This is a genomic window from Streptomyces sp. NPDC019396 (genome assembly GCF_040632375.1).
GTDB lineage: Bacteria > Actinomycetota > Actinomycetes > Streptomycetales > Streptomycetaceae > Streptomyces.
The window spans coordinates 143,663-163,694 of sequence record NZ_JBEYBS010000002.1 but is presented as its reverse complement, the minus strand read 5'-3'; the positions used below and the strand labels follow the sequence as shown (position 1 = coordinate 163,694).

Below are 20,032 nucleotides of genomic sequence, written 5' to 3'. Positions count from 1 at the left end.
TTCTCGCTCCCCCTCAGCCCCGGACCCGCAGGCGGTCGGTGCTGTCCTCACTCGGCTGTACGACGACGATGCCCTGGCCCGAGAAGGCCATCTGATACGCCTCGCCGCTGCCCCGGCCGATCAGGGACGAGGCCTTGAAACTGCGCTTGCCCTTCACCTTCAGGTTCGGCGACCAGGCGACGAGGGCGTCCGGGTCCACGTAGGTCTCGTCGTCCCCGCGCCCGCAGTCCACCACGATGGGCGTGCCGCGCGAGGTCAGGGCGACCCAGCCGGTGCCGGCCACCGTGACGTTCCACAGGCCCTGCCCGGCGAACTTGGCGAGGCCCTTGACGCGTTCGACACCCCACTGAAGGTGTGCGTCGAAGGCGAGAAGGTTGGTGCCGTTGACCGAGAGCGAGTCGTTGTTGAGGTTGATGACGATGACATCGGCGCCGTAGTCGGCCAGATAGAGCAGTCCGTCGCCGGAGCACTTCATGATGGGCGCCCCCTCGCCGGTCACCCATTGTGAGGCGACCTGGCGGACAGCGGGCGGGTTGGGCTCGTACTGGATGAAGCCCTCGTACGCGACCATCGAGCCGGCGCGGGCGAACAGGTCCTGGCCCGAGGCCATGGCGACCTTGAGCATCGTGCGGCCGTGGTTCTCCATCCTGGCCACCACGGGGGTCGGGGCGTAGCCCGCGAGTTGCTGGTTCATTCTCCGCGCTCCCTCAGACCTCGTAGGGCTGGACGACGATGAAGTTGCCGGGTGCGCCCCGGAACTGGAGGTTCACGGTCTCTCCGCTGTGGCCCGGGTAGGCGTTGCGGCGCAGCCTGACCTGGCTGGACAGGATCACCTGGGAGGCTGCCGACCAGGCCACGACGGCATTGGAGTCGGCGAAGGTGGTCGGGGTGACCGGGAGTACCACCGGGATGCCGCGGGTCTTCACGACGACCGTGCCGGTGCCCTGGAACATCATGGTGAACAAGGCCCCGCCCGGGATGCCGTGGCCCTCGATACGGCGCACCTCGTGCTGGAGCGACTCGTCGAAGGCGAGGACGTTCTCGGCGGAGACGCAGATTCCGTCGCCCTGCAGCTCGATCGGGTGCAGATGCGCACCCTCCTCGGCGAAGAAGACCTGGCCCCGGCCGGTGCAGCGCATGAGCTGCATCTCCTGGCCGGTCGCGTTGCCGACGATCCGCCCGGCGAATCCGGCGCCCTTGTAGCTGAAGTCGATCTTGCCCTGGTACATCACCATGCTGCCCTGCCGGGCGAGCACGGGTGCGCCGCCCATCGCCAGGTCGACCCGCATGAGCTGCTGGTTCTGCGGGGTCCAGCGCTGGCCTGTGGGCAGTTCCTTGTAGGGCTGGAGGGCCGCCTGGAGACCCGCACCACCCTGGGGTGCGCCTTGCGGGGCACCCTGAGGCACGCCGGGCTGGCCGAACGGGGCGGGCTGCTGGCCGAACGGCGGCTGCGGCGGCTGGTGCTGAGGCTGCTGGCCGTACGGAGGCGGCTGGACCTGAGGGGGGACCGTGCCCGTCGGCGGGGTCATGGGTGCGGCGATCGTAGGTGCCGAGTGGATCTGCGGCTGGGCAGGCGCGGGGGCCGTGGCCTGCGTCTGGGGCGCGCCGAACACGGGCGCGGGCTGCGGGGCCACAGGGGCCTGCGGCGCTGCGGGAACGCCGAAGGACGGCGCCTGCGCGGGCGGGGCAGTCTGCGCGGGCGGGGCGAAGCCGGGCGCCTGCTGCGGCTGCTGCGCGGCGGCCTCCTCCTCGGCCACCTCGCCGCCGAAGTTCTTCAGCAGCGCGTCCAGTCCACCGTCGAAACCCTGGCCCACGGCGGCGAACCGCCAGACGTCCTTCAGGTAGAAGTCACCGAGCATCAGAGCGCGTTCGGAGGAGAACTCCGAGCCCGTGAAGGCGTATCTGACGACCTCCTCGCCGCCCGCCACGATCCGGATGTGTCCAGGGCCGATCTGCGACATCTGCCCGGCACCGTCGACCGTCGCGGTGAACGACAGCTTGTGGATGTTCGCCGGAATACGGTCCAGCGTGACCCGGAACGACTCGGTGTCACCGGCTTGCGCGCCGAGCAGCTGAATGGACTCCTCGGGCGACTTGGGCTGGTTGAAGAAGATGAAATACCGGTCGTCCGAGAGCTGCTCATGGGCATCGAGACCGAAGCAGCTGATGTCGAAGGTCAGTCCGGGCGCCGCGATCTGCACTCCCACGTACAGATCCGTCCCCGGAGTCAGATCACTGATCTTGGCCTTGTGGCCCCGTTGGAATTCCCTTGCCATGCGTAACGACCGTCCCCCATCCCGACGACTTGTGTCTATGCCGCGCCAGGCTAACCGGTACGGACGACATTGAGCCGAGCCGGGACACATTCGGTACAGGATCGGTGAGGCTCGCGCATGGAACCCTGCTGGTGATCCGGCGCCAGACAACAGCGGTCGACGGTCAGTCGTCAGTTGTCAGCCGTCAGTGAGTTGACCGTCCGGTTCGACCGGGTCATCGGGATCGGCGGGCGAGCTCGGAAGCCGGCCCGCAGCCGCTACGCCCTCGAGGTAGCCGCGGGCCCGCTCGGTACGCGGATAGGCCTCGAGGAGCTTCCAGAAACGAGGTCCGTGGCCAGGCACGAGCAGGTGCGCCAGCTCATGGACGAGTACGTAGTCGACGACGTACTCGGGCATGCCCTGGAGCCGGTGGGACAGCCGGATGCTGCCTTCCGCGGGAGTGCAGGAGCCCCAGCGGGTGTTCTGGTTGGTCACCCAGCGGACGGACGCGGGTCCGGCCCGCCCGCCGAAGTACTGTGCGGACAGCCGCCGGGCCCGCTCCACGAGCTCCGCGTCGCCGAGGGTCCGCTTGCTTTCCTGGGCGGCGAGCTTGTCGAGCATGACCGTCACCCAGCGCTGCTCCTCCGCCTCCGACATCCGGGCGGGGATGAGCACGATCGTCCGGTCGCCTTCGCGGTAGGCGGAGACCGTTCTCCTGCGCCGGGCGCTCCTGCGGACCTCGACAGCGCTCGTCACGGTGGACCGGGACGCATATCGGGGCACACTGCGCTGCCGGCTTTCGGCGCTGTGCGGTGGGTCGGCGGACACGCCCCGACGTTACCCGCTGCGCGTCCGGTAAGTCCCGCCCGCGGGTCGCATGGACCTTGATCCATTCGGCGGGCTTCGATGGCGCGCACGATTTGAACGATTAATACGCACTGCCTGTGGATAACTTTCCGCACCCGCCGCCGGGCACCTGCATTCTGATGCCCGAAGGACTCGTCCGGAAAGCCGGGCGGGTGGACGGCGGATGGACGCGGTCCTACATTGCGGTCCGTTTGCCGGAGAGGACGGGGGAGTTGTGCATCCGATGGTGAAGCGGGGACTTCGGCGCGCCTGGCGGGATCTGCGGTATGTGCAGTTCGGTGCCACGTCCGCACATGCGGTGATCGTCGGACCGGTGGACACGGCGACCGGGAGTCTGATCTCGCTGCTCGACGGCACGCGCGGGCTGCCCAGGCTGCGGGACGAGGCCAAGGCGATGGGGCTTCCCGAGAGTCAGGTGGACGCCCTTCTGGCACGGTTGGCCACAGCGGGTCTGGTCGATGACACGACAGGGGGCGGACCGGAGGCCGACGCCTTGCGCGAGCGGGCAGGTGCCGCGCTGGAGCGGCTGCGCCCCGATCTCGCCTCGCTCTCCGTCGTCCATCCGGAACCGGGTGCGGCGATGGCCCGGTTGGCCGCCCGGGGCGCCACGCGTGTCCAGGTGCGCGGCGCCGGACGGGTCGGGGCGGCGATCGCTGCCGTGCTGTCCGCCTCCGGTGTGGGCCGGGTGGATGTCCTGGACTCGGGACACACGGCGCCCTGGGATGTGACACCCGCCGGGCTGGCAGCCGATGCGGTCGGTGAGCGCCGGGACGCCGCGGCGGGCCGACTGGTGCGGCAGTGCGCCCCGGTGAGGCTGCCGCGCGGGGTGCATCGTCCGCCACCCGCCGACCAGCCACGGGACGAGCCACCTCTCTCCTTGGTGGTCGTCGCGCCGCGGGACGGTCTCGCTGTGTACGCCCCGGATCCCGCCGTCGCCGAACAGTGGCTCGGCACCGGCACCCCGCATCTCTACGCGGGGGTGCTGGAGGCCACTGGGGTCGTGGGACCACTGGTGCTACCGGGTGGCAGCGCCTGCGCGGGATGCATGCAGGGGGCGAGGACCGACCGTGATCCCGCGTGGCCGCGGATGCTTGCGCAGTGGCGTTCGGGACGTGACGCGTCTCTGGCCGGACCTTGCGATCTCGCGCTCGCCACCGCGGTGGCTGGGCTCGCCACGGCACATGCGCTGGCGTTCCTCGACGGAGATCTCCCAGCGAGCACCGGTGCTCGCTGGGAGGTGTCGCTGCCTCTCTTGGAGTGGCGGTCGGAGTGGTTCAGAGGCCATCCGGACTGCTCGTGCGGCGCGGTTGGGCACACTGTGGGGGAGCGCGCGCCGGGGGCCGGGGAACCGCACGACACAATGACCGGGTAACCACCGCACGCGGCACGGCAGTCTGGGATCTGGAGGGGCGCAATGTCTGATCTTCCCCGGAAGGCGGTCACCCGCACCGCCAAGTTGGCCGCTCTGCCCCTGGGCATCGCCGGTCGCGCGACATGGGGGCTGGGCAAGCGGCTCGGCGGCAAGTCCGCGGAGATCGTGGCCAGAGAGCTGCAACAGCGCACGGCGGAGCAGTTGTTCAAGGTGCTGGGCGAGCTCAAGGGCGGCGCCATGAAGGTCGGGCAGGCGCTGTCCGTCTTCGAGTCCGCGCTGCCCGAGGAGGTCGCGGGCCCCTATCGGGCCGCCTTGACCAAACTCCAGGACGCCGCTCCCCCTATGCCGGCACGCACGGTCCACCAGGTGCTGGCAGAGCGTCTCGGCGAGGACTGGCGAGATCTGTTCCGGGAGTTCGACGAGAGCCCGGCCGCCGCGGCATCGATCGGCCAGGTCCATCGCGCCGTCTGGCATGACGGGCGCGAAGTCGCGGTGAAGGTGCAGTACCCGGGGGCCGGTGAGGCGCTGCTCTCGGATCTGACCCAGCTGAGCAGGTTCGCCCGACTGCTGGGTCCGCTGGTTCCGGGGATGGACATCAAGCCGCTGATCACCGAGCTTCGGGACCGGATCTCGGAGGAGCTGGACTACGGGCTGGAGGCCCGGGCACAGCGGAAGCACGCGGCGGAGTTCAGCGGCGATCCGGATGTGGTGGTCCCGGATGTGGTCCACCAGGGTGACCAGGTCCTGGTCACCGAATGGATCGGTGGCATACCGCTTGCCCAGGTGATCAGCGACGGCGCCCAGGAGCAACGCGACCGTGCCGGCCAGTTGCTTGCCCGCTTCCTGTTCTCGGGTCCGGCTCGCACGGGGCTGCTGCACGCGGATCCACATCCGGGGAACTTCCGGCTGCTCCCGGCGGATGATAGGGACGATGACGACGAGGGCTCGGGCGCATGGCGACTGGGAGTGCTGGACTTCGGTACGGTCGACCGGCTTCCGGGCGGGCTGCCCGCCACCATAGGCGAGTCGCTGCGGATGACCCTCGACGGTGAGGCCGACGCCGTCTACGAGTTGCTCTGCGAGGAAGGCTTCGTCAAGGAGTCAATCGATCTGGACCCCGACGCCGTCCTCGAGTATCTGCTGCCGATCATCGAGCCGGCCGAGTCCGACACGTTCACCTTCACCCGCGCCTGGATGCGCAGCCAGGCGGCCCGGATCTCCGATCCACGTTCCCCCGCACACCAGTTGGGCAAGCAGCTCAATCTCCCGCCCGCGTATCTCCTGATCCACCGGGTGACGCTGAGCACCATCGGAGTGCTGTGCCAGCTGAACGCGACCGTGCGGCTGCGAGACGAACTGGAGGAGTGGCTGCCTGGTTTCCTGCCGGATGACGCGCTGATGGCCGGGCACGAGGACGAGGACGAGGACAGAGGCAGGGCCGGCGAGCTGAGTACGGTGACCGACGGGGATGAGCTGGTCGCGGGAGCCTGAGACAGGCAGGGACGGCACCGACCATCGTCACCACCACGATGAGTCGAGCCGCCCCTCGATGGCTCTGATATTGGCCCGGGCGCAGTCCTCGCAGAAGTAGCGGCGACGGCCGTTCTCCACGGAGCAGATCCAGGTCGGCGGGGTGCCCTCGGCGACCTTGCCGCACCGGGAACACACGACGTTCTCGGCACCCGGCTGGACTGGGTGATGAGTGTGCTGGTCCACCACGTGACGATAACCCCGGACGGCCCGGACGGCGGGGACAACGCACCGGAGGGTGCAACGCACCGCGGGGGCCGGCCCTGTCGGACCGGCCCCCGCGGGGAAGCTCATGCTCGGGTGGCTACGAGGCCCTGGGTCAGTGCATGACGGCCATGGCCAGCGCGCGGCGGGCGCGCAGTGACACGCGCTCGGCACGGCGCTGCATCCGCCGGGCGGCGATCAGGCGCAGGGCCTGACGTTCCGCTTCGGCTTCCCGCAGGCGGTCGTGCATATGCGCACGAGCCAGGGCTTCTGGGATGAGTTGCATCTCACGGGTCCTGTTCTGGCGCGAGACGTTCGCGCCGGTGGAGCTGAAGACTGGGGTCACGGAGCCGGACGGCTCGCTGGTGGAAGAGGTCATCGGGGCCTGCTTCTGGGGATCGTGCGTGAGGGGACGGTCGATGGTGCCGGCGGTGTTCATGCGGCAACCGGGTTCTTGCGCGGACGGCCACGGGGCCGCTTGCGGGCCACGACCACGCCCTGGACGAAGAGCTCGCCGCCCCAGACGCCCCACGGCTCACGCCGCTCCTTGGCGCCTGCGAGGCAGGCCGCCACAAGCGGGCAGGTCCGGCACAGCGACTTGGCGTACTCGACATCGGCCGGCGACTCGGCGAAGAAGACTTCCGGGTCGTAGGAACGGCAGGGGACGGGTACGCCGAGGTTCTCGATGGCGTCATCGAGCGCGGTCAGCGCGGTGAGGGGGGTCAAGGTGGGGTCCTCCGTGAGGCCGGGCGGGGGGATCGTTTCGGAAGGCGGTACGGACGGGGCGTGCGCTTCGAGTTGCACGGTGGTGTTTTCCTCGTCTGTTCGTTCCGGTCTGTGGACCGGGCTTCGGCTGGTACCGGGTCTTGCTGGTCCCGAGGCTCCTTCGCTCTGTTTCCTCATCGGGGAAAACAGAAGGGCCGCGGATCCCTGGTGGGGTTCCGCGGCCCTGAAGGCGCCGGCCTGATCCTGGATCAGGCTGGATCACTCCAGGGTTCGAGCCCACGGAAGGCCCACATCGTGTGGTGCTGCTTCGTCTGCTTCATTCCGGCACTGGCGGCCGCAAAGGCATAGGTCTTGACCTCTGTCTTTGCTACTCCTGCTGCCAGTGCCTTGGTCGGTCGCTCATTGCGCTCCCGGACGGGCAGAGCCGCGCGCAGGGAGGCCGGAAGTTCGGCTGCGAAGCCGGACAGACCGGTGCCAATGAACGCCGAGCCGGAGAGGCCGAGCGGGCAGACGGAGACGACCGAGCGATCGGTCATTTTGGCGGTGGTGCGGATGGAGCTGGCGTTGATGCTGATCACTGGAATCGCCTCCTCTCGGCGTCTCTGGGACCGGCCGGGGCCGATCGCGCGTATATGGGATAAGTACAGCTAAGTACAGCACGAGGACAGGGCTTCAGAGAAGCGCTGCTCTCGTGGTTAAGAACCTATGGGGACGACCAGGGCGGGCGCAAACTATTTTCTCGACGAGTTTGTATCAGTCCTCTTCACCCTCGTCCTCAACTTCCTGACCTGCACAGAGGGTCAGGACATCGGCTCCGAAACGCTCCAGCTTCCGGCCGCCCACACCGGAGATCGCGGCCAGCTCGCCCTCGCTGCCGGGGACCGCCTCGGCGATCGCCATCAGGGTCTTGTCCGTGAAGACGCAGTACGCGGGCTGGCCGAGCTCCCTGGCCTGCCCGGAGCGCCACTCCCGCAGCCGCTCGTACAGCGCCTCGTCCATGTCAGACGGACACTCCTCACAGCGCATCAGTTTCATCTCACCGGCGTCGGTCAGCGTCTTGCCGCAGACCCGGCACAGCGCCGGACCGCGCCGCCTGCGCCGGGCGGCGGAGCCGCCGCCCCGCTCGACGCCCCCCGCACCGCCCGCGCCGCCGCCACCGGGCGCCGACGAGCCGGGGCGCAGCCCGGCGAGGAAGCGGGTGGGACGGCGTGAGGCCCGGCCACCGGGCGACCGGGACAGCGCCCAGGAGAGCGACAGATGGAGCCGTGCGCGGGTGACACCCACATAGAGCAGCCGGCGCTCTTCCTCGATCTGCTCGTCGGTCTTGGCGTAGGTGATGGGCATCATGCCCTCGGTCAGACCGACCAGGAACACGGCGTCCCACTCCAGGCCCTTGGCCGAGTGGAGCGAGGCCAGGGTGACGCCCTGCACGGTCGGGGCATGCTGGGCGGCGGCCCGCTCATCGAGCTCCGCGACCAGATCGGACAGGGTCGCCTCCGGCTTCGCCCGGGCGAAGTCCTCGGCCAGCCGGACCAGCGCGGCCAGGGACTCCCAGCGGTCGCGAACGGCGCCGGAGCCGGCCGGGGGCTCGGTGGTCCAGCCCTTGGTGGACAGCACCGCCCGCACCTGGGAGACCAGGCCCTCGGCGTCGTCCAGCAGGGAATCGTTCCCCCCTGCCCTGGCGGCCCCGCGCAGGGCGACCCCGGCCTCCCTGACCTCGGCCCGCTCGAAGAACCGCTCGGCGCCCCGCAGCTGGTAGGGCACCCCGGCGTCGGAGAGGGCCTGCTCATAGACCTCTGACTGGGCGTTGACCCGGAACAGCACGGCGATCTCACCTGCGGGGACTCCCGTGGCGATCAGTTCACGGATCCGGCGGGCGGTGCCCTCGGCCTCCGCGGGCTCGTCCCCGTACTCGGCGTACGCGGGCTCGGGGCCCGGATCACGCTGCGAGACGAGCTCGAGGCGGTGCTCGGCGGCACGTCCGCTGGCCTGCCGCAACAGACCGTTGGCCAGGTGCACCACCTGAGGGGTCGAGCGGTAGTCGCGGACCAGCTTGACCACCGTGGCATGCGGGTGGCGGGTCCGGAAGTTCAGCAGGTGGTCCGGGGTGGCTCCGGTGAAGGAGTAGATCGTCTGGCTGGCATCGCCGACGACACAGAGGCTGTCCCGGTCGCCCAGCCACAGGTCCAGCAGCCGCTGCTGGAGCGGCGACACGTCCTGGTACTCGTCCACCACGAAGTGCTGGTACTGGCGGCGGACCTGGTCGGCGATGTCATGGCGGTCCTGGAGAATCCCGACCGTCAGCAGCAGAACGTCCTCGAAGTCGATGGCGGAGCGGTCCCGCTTCAGCTGCTCGTACATCGCATAGATCTGGCCGACCTCGGCCGGGTCGCGAGGGGCGTCCCTGAGCGACTTGGCGACGGCCGCCGGATAGTCGGCGGGCACCGTCTGGGTGACCTTGGCCCACTCGATCTCGCTGGTCACATCCCGGAGCTCATTGCGGTCCAGCCTGATCCGGCAGCGCGCCGCCGCTTCGGCGACGAGCTGGACCTTGCGCTCGAGCAGCCGGGGCAGCTCCCCACCGACGACTTTCGGCCAGAAGTACTGGAGCTGGCGCAGGGCGGCCGAGTGGAAGGTGCGGGCTTGCACTCCCCCTGCCCCCAGCTGACGCAGCCGGCCCCGCATCTCCCCCGCGGCGCGGTTGGTGAAGGTGACCGCCAGCACACTCGACGGCTGGAGTATCCCCGCCCGCACCCCATAGGCGATGCGATGGGTGATCGCCCGCGTCTTGCCCGTGCCGGCGCCGGCCAGCACGCACACCGGACCAGCCAGAGCGGTCGCGACCTCGCGCTGCTCGGGGTCGAGCCCGTCGAGCACCGCGTCCGCCGACTCGGGGACCTGAGGGAAGAGTGTGGAGTGCGTTGCTGCTGTCACGCCGCCATGCTGCCAGGTCCGGGAAGATCACCGGGACCGTTGTCCACAGGCGGAGCCGACCGGTCGTACGAATCGGGTGTGAGGCGTGTGACGGACGCGACGGGGAATGGCGGCGGCATGCCGTACGTTCGAGTAGCCGGACAGCCCACGACCTGGAGCAGCGGGAGAAGACATGCAGGGATCTCTGACGATGTACAGCACGACCTGGTGCGGGTACTGCCGTCGGCTGAAGAGCCAGCTCGACCGGGAAGGCATCTCGTACGTAGAGGTCAACATCGAGGAGGACCCGGAGTCGGCGGCGTTCGTGGAGAAGGCGAACGGCGGCAACCAGACCGTCCCCACCGTCCTTGTGGTCCCGCCGAGCGGTGGGGAGAACGTCGTCATGACGAACCCGAGTCTGGCCCAGGTCAAGCAGGCTCTCGCGAGCTGAGCCGGTCCTGCGGCTGCGCCCGCGCACCACGCCCCTCCGGCACATCGCGATCGGAGGGGCGTTCTTGTGCGCCGGGTGCCCTGTGCGGTGCCCCTCAGCCGGCCGCTCCGGGCTTCGGCAGGGGCTTGCCGTACCACATCTCGACCAGGTGGGACGCGATCGAGATGCCGTACGGAGGCAGCACCTCCCCCGACTCGAAGGCGGCACACAGCTCCTCCCGGGAGAACCAGCGGGCCTCATGGATTTCCTCGCCGTCGACCCTGATCTCCGACGAGGTGGCGCGGGCCATGAAGCCCAGCATCAGGCTCGACGGGAAGGGCCAGGGCTGGCTGGCGACGTACTCGACCTCGCCGATCGTGACGCCGGCCTCCTCGTGGACCTCGCGCGCCACCGCCTGCTCGATCGACTCGCCCGGCTCGACGAACCCGGCCAGGGTCGAGAAGCGTCCCTCCGGCCAGTGCACCTGGCGCCCCAGCAGGGCACGGTCCTCCTCGTCCGTGACCAGCATGATCACGGCCGGGTCGGTGCGCGGGTAGTGCTCGGCACCACAGGCCGGGCAACGGCGGACATGCCCCGCTGCCGCGATGATCGTGCGCTCCCCGCAGCGCGAGCAGAAACGGTGCAGGCGCTGCCAGTTCTCCAGCGCGACGGCGTGCACCATCAGGCCCGCGTCGCGCGGTGAGAGCAGAAGTCCGGCCTCACGCAGTCCCGCGGGGCGCGCCGACTGGTCGATACGTCCGGGCAGGGCGTCCTTCTGGAGGGCGAAGTAGCTGACTCCGTCCTGGTCGGTGCCGAGGAAGTACCGGTGGGTCTCGGTGACGGGGGCTTCGAAGGCCGGGGTCATCACCAGCTCGGTGCCGCCGTCGGGTCTGTCGTCGACGAGTACCTGGCCGCCGGAGACCACGAAGACCCGGGTGGAGGGATGGCTCCACGCCGCCGCCAGCCAGGCCTCGTCCAGGCGGTGATGGGCGGCGCGGTCGATACCGCTCGGCGCGGTCAGCCCGATCGGCCGGCCGCCGACAACGTGATGGAAGGTGCTCACGGGTACGTTCCACTCCCCCTGGTCGTTCGGGTCGTTCGGTGTACTGACGTTCAGCGGCGGGCGGCGCGGGCGGTGGCCAGCTCTCCCCACAGGTAGGCGCTGGCCTCCACGCCTTTGAGCAGCAGATCGAGCTCGACCTTCTCGTTGGGCGCGTGCCATCCGTCGGACGGCACGGAGATGCCCAGAAAGAGGACGGGCGCACCGAGCACGTCCTGGAGATCGGCCGCCGGGCCCGAGCCTCCCTCACGTGTGAAGCGGATCTTCTCGCCTTCGAAGGCCCGGCTCATGGAGCGGACGACCGCCTGGAGGGCGGGGTGGTCCAGCGGGGTCAGGCAGGGGCGGGTCGAGGCGCCGAAGGTGATCTCGTGGCGGATGCCGGCCGGGATCCGCGAGGCGACCCAGTCCCGCACCGCCTCCTCCACGCGGTCCGGATCCTGGCCCGCGACAAGCCGGAAGGACAGCTTCAACATGGCGGACGACGGGATGATCGTCTTTCCACCGGGACCCTGGTAGCCGCCTCCGATGCCGTTGACCTCGGCGGTCGGCCTGGCCCAGACGCGCTCCAGGGTGGAGTAGCCGGCCTCACCGAGCGTCGCGCGGGACTTGGCCGTCCGCAGCCACTCCTCCTCGTCGAACGGCAGCTCGGCGAACAGCTCGCGCTCGGCGTCGGTGAGCTCCGCGATGCCGTCGTAGAAGCCGGGAACGGCCACCCGCTCGTGCTCGTCGTGGAGCGCCGCGACCAGCCGGGCGGCGACCGTGGCCGGGTTGGGCACCGCACCGCCGAAGGAGCCGGAGTGGATGTCCTGCCCGGGGCCGTGCAGCTCGATCTCACAGTCGGCGAGACCGCGCATCCCGGTGCACACCGTGGGGGTGGTGTCCGACCACATCCCGGTGTCGGAGACGATCACCACATCCGCGGCAAGACGGTCCAGGTGCCGCTCCACGAGGGCGCGGAAGTGCGGGGAGCCCGACTCCTCCTCGCCTTCGACGAGCAGTTTCAGATGGACGGCCGGGGCAGTGCGGCCCGTGGCGGCGAGATGGGCGCGCACACCCAGGGTGTGGAAGAAGACCTGGCCCTTGTCGTCGGCCGCGCCGCGTGCGTACATCCGGCCGTCCTTGACGACCGGCTCGAACGGATCGGTGTGCCAGCCGTCCTCGCGGGCCGCCGGCTGCACGTCATGGTGGCCGTAGACCAGCACCGTCGGCGCATCCGGATCATCGGACGGCCACTCGGCGAACACGGCGGGGGCGCCGGGGGCGGCCTCCGGCATGGCCAGCGGTACCTCCCACACCTCGGCGGCCGGAAAGCCGGTCTCCTTGAGCTTGGCGGCGAGCCACTCGGCACTGCGCCGCACGTCCCCGTCGTGCTCGGGCTGCGCCGAGACCGAGGGGATGCGCAGCCACTCGGCGAGGTCGTCGAGGAAGGCCTCGCGGTGCCGATGTATGTGGGTGCGGACGACATTGTCCTGGGTCTCGCTCATGCCCCTGAGCCTATCCGGCGCCCGGGGCGGGCTCGTCTGCGCGGTCGTGCGCCGGCTCCTCCGCTGCCGACCGGTCCGCGAGCAGCTGTTCGAGTCCACTGCGGTCGGGCAGGGCACCGGGGCGTACGACCTCACCGGTGCGGACATAGACGAAGGACGCGGCCACGGAATCCGGTGCGAGACCGTGCTGCTCCGCCCAGGCGAGCCGGTACACGGCGAGCTGCAGCGGGTCCGCGTCGTACTCCCGGCCGGTCTTCCAGTCCACGATCTCGAACGCCCCGGTGGCGGCGTCGCGGTAGACGGCGTCGATGCGTCCCCTGACGATCCGTCCCGCAAGGGTGAGCTGCACCGGTACCTCCACTCGGTACGGGGTGCGGCGGGCGTAGGAGGTGCGCCCGAAGGCCTCCTTGAGCATGGCGAGGTCCCGTTCATCGGCGATCTCCGCCCCGTCCGGGTCGTCCGGGTCGCGGCCAGGAAGCTCATCGGGCCCGAGCATGGGGAGTGGCAGCTCCTCGAACCGCGACTGGACCCAGGCGTGGAAGCGGGTGCCCCTGCGGGCCGCCCGCTGGGGCCGGCGCGGCATGGGACGGGCGAGTTCCTGGGCGAAGCCGTCAGGATCGGCGGCGAGGTGCAGAAGCTGGGATGCCGAGAGGGATGGGGGGACGGGGACCTCTCGCACCGTGGCACGGGCGCGGCGGAGTTCGCCGGTGAGCGCCTCGAGGTCGCGGTCCCAGGAAGCGATGGTGCGGGCGTCCTCGGGGGTGAGGGACTCAGGGGCCGGGGCCCCGGGGCTGCGCTGGCCGGGGAGCCGGGCGTGCGCGTGGTCCCCGGAGTCGTGGTCGTCCCCGGCCCACCGCGCCGGGTCGGGGTCCTCTCCCGTTTCCGTGTCCGCGTCGTCGCTCGCGTAGTCGTGTGTGTCGGCGCAGTCCTGCGGCCACGGCTCGTCGTCGGGCTCCACGGGTTCCTCAGGCCAGAAGACCTCCTGATCCTGGTGGTCCTGGTGGTCCTGGTGGTCCTCGTGAAGGCCATGACCGGAAGGACCCTCGTCGGAAGCCGCAGCCCCGTCTGCCGTCACCGACATCGCCGACAGATGGCTCAGCACCGTGTCGGCTGCCCGGCGGCGGCGGCGCATCGCCTCGGGATCCAGGGGAAGCGGCCAGGCCTGCTGATCGGTCTCCCCGGCCTCCCGGTGCAGGGCCGGGTTCTCCGCGTCCTCGTCCGGCTCTTCCGTCCAGACCTCGATCTCTCCGTAGCCGGCCGCGCAGTGGTCGTACAGCGCGTGCAGAAACGCGGACGGGCCACGGCGCCGCTTCTGGGTCGGGCCCCACCAGTGGGCGGAGCCGAGCAGCAGGGAGCGGGGGCGGGTGAAGGTCACATAGCCGAGGCGCAGCTCCTCGATGTGCTGGTGGTCCTTCATGTCCGCCTTGAAGGCCTTGAGGCCGCCGGCGTCCCACGACGCCATGTCCGGAAGGGTGTCGGCATCCCCCCGCAGCGCATGCGGCAGGACCTTCGCCTGGGCGGTCCAGGACTCACGGGAGCGGGTGCTCGGGAACTGGTCGGCGACGAGCCCCGGCACGGCGACCACATCCCACTCCAGTCCCTTGGCCTTGTGGGCGGTGAGGACCTTCACCGTGTTCTCGCCGCCTGGCAGTGCGTTGTCCAGGCCCTTCTCGTACTGCTCCGCGGTGCGCAGGAAGCTCAGGAAGGCGAGCAGGCTCGCCTCGCCGTCCAGCGAGGCGAAGGAGGCGGCTGTGTCGAGGAAGTTGGAGAGGGTCTCGCGCCGGCGGGCCGCGAGGGCGTGCGGGGACGCGGAGAGCTCGACCTCCAGACCGGTGGTGGCGAGGACACGGTGCAGCACTTCCATCAGCGGGTCGGCGAGAGAACGCCTCAGCTCCCGCAGTTCCTGGGCGAGGTGGGCGAAGCGAACCCGGGCCTCACCTGAGAACGGCAGCCCGTCGTCGGGCTCGCCGGACTCCAGGAAGGTGTCGAGTGCGTCCGCGAGCGATACCACTTCGGCGGGGTCGGTGCCTTCGACGGCCTCGGCGAGCCGCTGGTCCACGTCGGCGGAGCCGTCGTCAGCGCGGGCGCGGTGGACGAGGATACGGGCGCGGCGGCCGAGCAGGGCGAGGTCACGGAGCCCGATGCGCCAGCGGGGGCCGGTCAGGATCCGGACCAGCGAGGCGTTCGCCCCCGGGTCCTGGAGCACTTCGCAGACGGCGACGAGGTCGGCGACCTCAGGCAGATGCAGCAGTCCCGAGAGGCCGACGACCTCCACCGGGACGTCCCGTGCGACGAGGGCGCCCTGAATCGCGGCGAAGTCCCCTGCCGTGCGGCACAGCACCGCGATCTCCCCAGGCTCCTTGCCCGTGCGGACCAGATGGGCGATCGAGTCGGCGAGCCACTGGATCTCCTCCGCGTGGCCGGGCAGCAGGGCGATGCGCACGGACCCGTCGCGTTCGGCGCCGGTCGCGGGGCGCAGTGCCTCGACCCCTTCGTGCATGGCCCGCAGCGGCTCGGCGAGGCCGTTGGCCAGGCTGAGCAGACGGCCGCCGCTGCGGCGGTTCTCACTGAGGGAGTACCGCGCGGCGGGGCGGCCGTCCGCGAACGGGAAGTGCTCGGGAAAGTCGTCCAGATTGGCCACGGAGGCACCGCGCCAGCCGTAGATCGCCTGGCAGGGGTCGCCTACCGCCGTGACCGCGTGGCCGGTACCCGTACCGAACAGGCCCGAGAGCAGCAGCCGCTGGGCCACGGACGTGTCCTGGTACTCGTCGAGCAGGACCACCCGGAACTCGTCCCGCAGGATCCGGCCCACCTCGGGGCGGGTGCGTGCCAGCTCGGCGGAGAGGGCTATCTGATCAGCGAAGTCGAGCAGGTCGCGGGCCTGCTTCGCCGCGCGGTAGCGAACGACCAGCTCGAGCAGCTCACGACGGGCGGCCGCGGCCTCGGGGATCTTGCGCAGTTCGGCGTTGGTCAGCCTGGCGGACTCCAGGTCCCGCAGCAGCGCGGAATCGTATGCCAGCAGGCGATCGGGAGGTACGAGGTGCTCGGACAGCTCGGCGTCGAGCGCGAGCAGATCGCTGACCAGGGAGGGAAAGGACTTGGTCAGCGCCGGGTACGGCCCGGGGGCCTCCCTCAGCACACGCGCGGCGAGCTGGAAACGGGTGGCGTCCGCGAGGAGCCGGGAGGTCGGCTCCAGACCGATCCGCAGCCCGTGGTCAGTGAGCAGTTGCCCGGCGAAGGCGTGGTAGGTGGAGATACGGGGCTCGCCGGACGGATGGGCTCCGGTCACGGATCCGGGGCTGGCGAACTCCTCGGGAACGGCCCACTGGATCGCCTCACCGTCGGTCACCCCCGCCCGTACCAGCGCCGTGCGGACCCGCTCGGCGAGCTCGCCGGCGGCCTTGTTGGTGAACGTCAGACCGAGCACCTGCTCGGGTGCGACCTGTCCCGTGCCCACCAGCCAGACCACGCGGGCCGCCATCACCGTCGTCTTGCCCGAACCGGCACCGGCCACGATGACCTGCGGGGCGGGCGGCGCCGTGACGCAGGCCATCTGCTCCGGGGTGAACGGGACACCCAGGAGCTCCTTGAGCTGCTCGGGATCGGTGATACGCGCGGACACCCGAGAGAGGCTAACGGCCGCCACTGACATCGACCGCCGATGCCCGGTATCGGGCATCGGGCATCGGGCATCGGGCATCGGGCATCGGGCATCGGGCATCGGTGGTGCCGTCGGCTCACTCCACGATGTGCCGGCCCTCGGGCTGGGCACTGCACGAGGCCCGGAACGCGCACTGACCGCAGTGCGGGCCGGTGGTGGGCGTGAAGCGTTCGTCCAGAACCCTGCCCGCGGCGGTGGCGAGCAGCTCGCCCACCCATGCCCCGGACAGCGCCTCCTGAGCCTGGATCTTCGGCAGGGCGTCACCGCCCTCCTTCTTGAGGGCGGGCTGGCGCAGCTGCACGAGTTCGGCGCCGCCGGGCTCGGGCCTGCGCCCGTCGAAGACCTCGTCCACCGCGCCTTCGCGTACCGCGAGCTGGTAGACCGCGAGCTGGGGGTGGTGGGCCACCTCGTCCCTGGTGGGTGCCTGCTTGCCGGTCTTGAAGTCGACCACGTAGGCCCGGCCGTGCTCGTCCTGTTCGACGCGGTCCATCGAGCCGCGGATCCGCACCTCGTACTCCCCCGCCTCCAGAGTGACGTCGAAGGCGTGCTCGGTGGCGGCGGGGCTGCGCCCACCACGGTCCATGACATGCCAGCGCAGAAAGCGTTCCAGGGCGGCGCGCGCCTGTTCCTTCTCCTGCGCGGACTTCCACGGGGCGTCGAAGGCGAGTGCGTCCCAGACCGCGTCGAGGCGTTCCACGAGGACGGCGAGGTCGGCCGGCGTGCGGCCCGACGCGACATCGTCTGCGAGCACGTGGACGACATTGCCGAAGCCCTGTGCGGCGCTCGCGGGGGCGTCGGCCCGGACCTCCCGCCCGAGGAACCACTGGAGCGCGCAGGTGCTGGTCAGCTTCTCGAGAGAGCTCGGGGACAGGGCCACGGGACCGTCCCGGTCACGCAGCGGGGCACCGCTGTGCGTCGGTTCGTTCAGCCCCCACCAGCGGTACGGATGCGCGGCGGGTACGAGCGGCTGGCCCTCGTCGTCGGTGAGCGCCGCGAGCCGCGCGAGACGGCGGGCGGCGGCGTCGCGCAGCTCATCGGACGCGTCCGGGTCGACGGTGGTGGCGCGCAGCTCGGCGACCAGCGGAGCCACGGCGAGGGGACGCCGCGGGCGGCCCGTGATGTCGCGCGGTTCGATGCCGAGCTCGGCGAGGAACCGCGATGGCTGGTCCCCGTCCTCAGCCGGGGCTTTCACGGCGGTGACGACCAGCCGCTCACGGGCGCGCGTCGCTGCGACGTAGAACAAGCGCCGCTCCTCGGCGAGCAGTGCGCCGGGGGGCAGGGGTTCGGCGATGCCGTCGCGGCCGATGCGGTCGGCTTCGAGCAGGGAACCGCGGCGGCGCAGATCGGGCCACAGCCCCTCCTGCACACCGGCCACGACGACAAGGCCCCACTCGAGGCCCTTGGCGCGGTGTGCCGTCATCAGGCGTACGGCGGCGGGCCGGACACCGCGCCGGGTGAGGGTGTCGGCGGCGATGTCCTGGGCTTCCAGCTCCTCCAGGAAGTTGTGGGCGCCACGGCCACCGGTGCGCTCCTCGGCCCGCGCGGCGGTCTCGAAGAGGGCGCAGATGGCGTCGAGGTCGCGATCGGCGTTGCGCCCGGCGGCGCCGCCGCGCAGCGAGGCCCGCTGGAGGCGCTGTGGCCACGTGGTGCCGTTCCAGAGCTCCCATAGCGCCTCCTCGGCGGTGCCCCCTCCTTCGAGCAGCTCGCGTGCCTTGCGCAGCAGCGCGCCGAGCTGCTGAGCGCCGCGGGCGTACGCGGGATCGTGGGCGGTGAGCCGCTCAGGCTCGGCGAGTGCACGCGCGATGAGCGTGTGGGAGGGAGCGGGGACCCGGTGTCCCGCGGCGCGCTCCTCGTCACGCAGGGCGCGGCCGAGGCGGCGCAGGTCCGCGGTGTCCATGCCGCCGAGGGGTGAGGTGAGAAGGGTGTGGGCGGTTTCGGGGTCGAGCGGGGCGACCGGGGCCAGCGGGTCGACCTGGGCGGCGGCCGGATAGGCCCCCTCCTCGGTGACCGTGTCCTTGGCGTCCTTGGCGTCCTTGGCGTCCTTGGCGTCCTGCTCGGCGTCCCCGGCGGCCTCGGCGCCCGGCACGGCACCAGACCGGGTGGCGTCCGGTGCGGCGGCCACCGCCCGCAGCGCGGTGAGCAGCGGAACGACCGCGGGTTCATGGCGCAGCGGAATGTCGTCGCCGTCCGTCTCGACGGGGACCCCCGCGGCCGCGAGGGCGCGCCGTGCCGATGGCAGGGTCCGCGTACCGGCACGCACCAGGACGGCCATGTCGTTCCAGGGCACGCCGTCCTCGAGGTGGGCGCGGCGCAGGATGTCCGCGATGTTGTCCAGCTCGGTCGAGCCCGTGGGATACGTATAGGTCTCGACCCGGCCGCCCGGACGGACCGCGGTCAGCGCGCGGTGGGCCCGGACCGCCCCGGCCGGCAGCCGGGGCAGCGGCATGCGCTGGGCCAGCAGCCGGGTCGAGGACAGCAGTGCCGCACCCGAGCGCCGGGATGTGGTGAGCACGGCGACGGGTGCCGGGCGGCCGTCCGACCGCGGGAAGGCGCTCGGGAAGTCGAGGATGCCGTTCACGTCGGCGCCCCGGAACGTGTAGATCGACTGGTCGGGGTCGCCGAACGCGACCACTGTCCGGCCGCCCCCGGCGAGCGCCCTCAGCAGCCGCACCTGTGCCGGGTCCGTGTCCTGGTACTCGTCCACGAAGACGGCGTCGTAGCCGGGCAGCGCGGTGGTCTCGGCGAGCAGCGCTGCCCGGTGGACCAGCTCCGCGTAGTCGAGCACCCCCTGCGTGTCGAGCACGTCCAGGTACTCGGCGAGGAACGCGGCAGCCGCGCCCCAGTCCCTGCGGCCCGCGCGTGCCGCGAAACCGGCCAGTGAGCGGGGGCCGAGGCCCAGCTCACGGGTGCGGGCCAGCACGGCACGCACCTCGTCCGCGAATCCGCGTGTGGTCAGGCAGGCCCGCAGCTCGTCGGGCCAACGGACCCTGGCCGGCAGCCCCTCGCTCTCCAGATCCAGCTGGCCGGCCAGCAGGTCCCGTACCGCCACGTCCTGCTCAGGACCCGACAGCAGCCGCAGCGGCTCGGCGAAGAGGTCCGCTTCCTGATGGGCGCGAACCAGCGCGTAGCAGTACGAGTGGAAGGTCGTCGCCTGCGGTGCCCGGACGACCCCGCGGCCGCCCCGTCCGCTGCGCGGCTCACCTTGCCGGCCGTCGATCCGCAGCGCCATCCGGTCGCGCAGCTCGACAGCCGCCTTGCGGCTGAAGGTGAGGACCAGCAGCCGCTCCGGATCGGCACCGGCCGCGATCCGCGCCGCGACCGCCTCCACCAGGGTCGTGGTCTTCCCGGTGCCCGGTCCGGCGAGGACGAGCAGCGGCCCCCGCTCGTGGTCAACCACCGCGCGCTGAGCGGCGTCCAGGAGAGGGGGATGCACCGGGCCCGGCGTGGTACGCACCAGTCGGTACGCGCCCGGGGTCCGCCCCCTGGCTCCTTGCGGGCGCGGGGGGACCCCTTGCCGTACCCGACGGTGC

The 20,032-nt window shown here is 71.1% G+C and carries 15 protein-coding genes; 3 read left to right on the top strand and 12 right to left on the bottom strand.

The genetic code is table 11. The features are described 5' to 3' along the window. Positions 1–13: 13 nt before the first annotated feature. From ABZ532_RS02760 to ABZ532_RS02750, 3 genes are all read right to left on the bottom strand, one after another. Positions 14–694 (bottom strand): AIM24 family protein, encoded by a 681-nt coding sequence (locus ABZ532_RS02760; RefSeq protein WP_361278950.1) that lies wholly within the window; start codon positions 692–694, stop codon positions 14–16. 13 nt (positions 695–707) lie between these two features. Then, a complete protein-coding gene (locus ABZ532_RS02755; RefSeq protein ID WP_361278947.1) occupies positions 708–2,276 on the bottom strand; it encodes a TerD family protein in 1,569 nt (522 codons plus the stop codon). Between the two features lie 177 nt (positions 2,277–2,453). Continuing rightward, a complete protein-coding gene (locus ABZ532_RS02750) occupies positions 2,454–3,083 on the bottom strand; it encodes a M48 family metallopeptidase (protein WP_361278945.1) in 630 nt (209 codons plus the stop codon). Positions 3,084–3,336: 253 nt separating this feature from the next. On the opposite strand from ABZ532_RS02750, the gene ABZ532_RS02745 reads away from it, so the two are divergent. Further along, complete coding sequence (locus ABZ532_RS02745; RefSeq protein WP_361278943.1) at positions 3,337–4,494, top strand: ThiF family adenylyltransferase; 1,158 nt, start codon at positions 3,337–3,339, stop codon at positions 4,492–4,494. Between the two features lie 42 nt (positions 4,495–4,536). Next, positions 4,537–5,985 carry an AarF/ABC1/UbiB kinase family protein gene (locus ABZ532_RS02740; RefSeq protein WP_361278941.1) on the top strand — a complete coding sequence of 483 codons (1,449 nt, stop codon included), beginning with the start codon at positions 4,537–4,539 and terminating at the stop codon, positions 5,983–5,985. Positions 5,986–6,012: 27 nt separating this feature from the next. Here ABZ532_RS02740 and ABZ532_RS02735 read toward each other — a convergent pair whose 3' ends face one another. The 5 genes from ABZ532_RS02735 to ABZ532_RS02715 form a co-directional block, all read right to left on the bottom strand. Further along, positions 6,013–6,210, bottom strand: a complete 198-nt coding sequence (locus ABZ532_RS02735) for a hypothetical protein (protein ID WP_361278939.1) — start codon at positions 6,208–6,210, stop codon at positions 6,013–6,015. A gap of 133 nt (positions 6,211–6,343) precedes the next feature. Next, positions 6,344–6,667: a hypothetical protein gene (locus tag ABZ532_RS02730; protein ID WP_361278937.1), complete on the bottom strand. Its 324-nt coding sequence runs from the start codon at positions 6,665–6,667 to the stop codon at positions 6,344–6,346. Continuing rightward, a complete protein-coding gene (locus tag ABZ532_RS02725; protein ID WP_361278935.1) occupies positions 6,664–7,032 on the bottom strand; it encodes a WhiB family transcriptional regulator in 369 nt (122 codons plus the stop codon). Before ABZ532_RS02725 ends, ABZ532_RS02730 begins: the two co-directional genes overlap by 4 nt. A gap of 170 nt (positions 7,033–7,202) precedes the next feature. Further along, positions 7,203–7,532, bottom strand: a complete 330-nt coding sequence (locus ABZ532_RS02720) for a hypothetical protein (protein WP_361278933.1) — start codon at positions 7,530–7,532, stop codon at positions 7,203–7,205. A 175-nt stretch (positions 7,533–7,707) separates the two neighbouring features. Continuing rightward, on the bottom strand, positions 7,708–9,888 hold the full coding sequence (locus tag ABZ532_RS02715) for an ATP-dependent DNA helicase UvrD2 (protein WP_361278931.1): 2,181 nt from the start codon (positions 9,886–9,888) through the stop codon (positions 7,708–7,710). 172 nt (positions 9,889–10,060) lie between these two features. Here ABZ532_RS02715 and ABZ532_RS02710 point away from each other — a divergent pair, with 172 nt between their 5' ends. Beyond that, entirely contained in the window at positions 10,061–10,318 is a 258-nt protein-coding gene (locus ABZ532_RS02710; protein WP_361278929.1) for a mycoredoxin, read from the top strand. A gap of 94 nt (positions 10,319–10,412) precedes the next feature. Here ABZ532_RS02710 and nudC read toward each other — a convergent pair whose 3' ends face one another. From nudC to ABZ532_RS02690, 4 genes are all read right to left on the bottom strand, one after another. Further along, a complete protein-coding gene (gene nudC / locus ABZ532_RS02705; RefSeq protein ID WP_361278927.1) occupies positions 10,413–11,360 on the bottom strand; it encodes an NAD(+) diphosphatase in 948 nt (315 codons plus the stop codon). 50 nt (positions 11,361–11,410) lie between these two features. Next, positions 11,411–12,841 carry a dipeptidase gene (locus ABZ532_RS02700; RefSeq protein ID WP_361278925.1) on the bottom strand — a complete coding sequence of 477 codons (1,431 nt, stop codon included), beginning with the start codon at positions 12,839–12,841 and terminating at the stop codon, positions 11,411–11,413. Positions 12,842–12,851: 10 nt separating this feature from the next. Further along, positions 12,852–16,463, bottom strand: a complete 3,612-nt coding sequence (locus ABZ532_RS02695) for an ATP-dependent DNA helicase (protein ID WP_361278923.1) — start codon at positions 16,461–16,463, stop codon at positions 12,852–12,854. Positions 16,464–16,578: 115 nt separating this feature from the next. Continuing rightward, a complete protein-coding gene (locus ABZ532_RS02690) occupies positions 16,579–19,956 on the bottom strand; it encodes an ATP-dependent DNA helicase (RefSeq protein WP_361278920.1) in 3,378 nt (1,125 codons plus the stop codon). Between the last annotated feature and the right edge of the window lie 76 nt (positions 19,957–20,032).